We start from the raw sequence: 1,792 nt of genomic DNA on the forward strand, positions 1-1,792 counted from the left end.
CCGCCACTACCGGCCCGCAGGAGATGACCCCGTCGGAAGCCTTTGTCGAGACCCTGGCCGCCAATGGCGTCACCGACATGTTCGGCATCATGGGCTCCGCCTTCATGGACGCCATGGACATCTTCGCCCCCGCCGGCATCCGCCTGATCCCCGTCGTGCACGAGCAAGGCGCTGGCCACATGGCCGACGGCTATGCCCGCGTCTCGGGCCGCCATGGCGTCGTCATCGGACAGAACGGCCCCGGCATCAGCAACTGCGTGACCGCCATCGCCGCCGCTTACTGGGCACATAGCCCGGTGGTCATCGTCACCCCGGAGGCCGGCACCATGGGCATTGGCCTGGGCGGCTTCCAGGAAGCCAAGCAGTTGCCCATGTTCCAGGAATTCACCAAGTACCAGGGACACGTCACCCACCCCGCGCGCATGGCCGAGTACACCGGCCGCTGCTTCGACCGCGCCATGGCCGAGATGGGACCGACCCAGCTCAATATCCCCCGCGACTACTTCTACGGCCAGATCAAGGCCGAGATCCCACAGCCCCAGCGCCTGGACCGCGGCCCCGGCGGCGACCAGCGCCTGAACGAGGCCGCCGAGCTGATCGCCAAGGCCAGATTCCCCGTCATCATCTCCGGCGGCGGCGTGGTCATGGCCGATGCCATCGACGAATGCCAGGCGCTGGCCGAGCGGCTGGGCGCCCCGGTGGTCAACAGCTACCTGCACAACGACTCCTTCCCCGCCAGCCACCCGCTGTGGTGCGGCCCGCTGGGCTACCAGGGCTCCAAGGCAGCCATGAAGCTGCTCGCCCGCGCCGATGTCGTCATCGCCCTCGGCTCGCGCCTCGGACCCTTCGGCACCCTGCCCCAGCACGGCATGGACTACTGGCCCAAGCACGCCAAGATCATCCAGATCGATGCCGACCACAAGATGCTCGGCCTGGTCAAGAAGATCTCGGTGGGCATCTGCGGCGATGCCAAGGCCGCAGCCGTCGCACTGACCGAGCGCCTGGCCGGCCGCACCCTGGCCTGCGACGCCTCCCGCGAAGACCGCGCCGGACAGATCGCCGCCGAGAAGGCCGCCTGGGAGAAAGAACTCGACGAGTGGACCCACGAGCGCGACCCCTACAGCCTGGACATGATCGAGGAGCAGAAGCAGGAGCGCACGCCCACCGGCGGACACTACCTGCATCCGCGCCAGGTCCTGCGCGAGCTGGAGAAGGCCATGCCCGAAGACGTGATGGTCTCCACCGACATCGGCAACATCAACTCGGTGGCCAACAGCTACCTGCGCTTCAACAAGCCGCGCAGCTTCTTTGCCGCCATGAGCTGGGGCAACTGCGGCTATGCCTTCCCCACCATCATGGGCGCCAAGGTGGCCGCACCCCACCGCCCGGCCGTGTCCTACGCCGGCGACGGCGCCTGGGGCATGAGCCTGATGGAGACCATGACCGCCGTGCGCCACAACATCCCGGTCACCGCCGTGGTGTTCCACAACCGCCAGTGGGGCGCGGAGAAGAAGAACCAGGTGGACTTCTACAACCGCCGCTTCGTCGCCGGCGAGCTGGACAACCAGAGCTTCGCGGAGATCGCCCGCGCCATGGGCGCCGAGGGCATCGTGGTGGACAAGCTGGAAGACGTCGGCCCCGCGCTCAAGCGCGCCATCGACCTGCAGATGCACCACGGCAAGACCACCATCATCGAGATCATGTGCACCCGTGAGCTCGGCGACCCGTTCCGCCGCGATGCGCTGGCCAAGCCCGTGCGCATGCTCGATAAGTACAAGGACTACGTTTGAGC

The 1,792-nt window shown here is 67.5% G+C and carries 1 protein-coding gene; it reads left to right on the plus strand.

From position 1 onward, the window contains the following. Nucleotides 1–1,790, plus strand: a 1,790-nt coding sequence (gene xsc, locus AC1DQR_RS40145; protein ID WP_477135127.1) for a sulfoacetaldehyde acetyltransferase, incomplete at its 5' end; no start/stop codon positions are given. Between the last annotated feature and the right edge of the window lie 2 nt (nucleotides 1,791–1,792).

The sequence above is a fragment of the Cupriavidus sp. 05L411 genome, assembly GCF_056398045.1.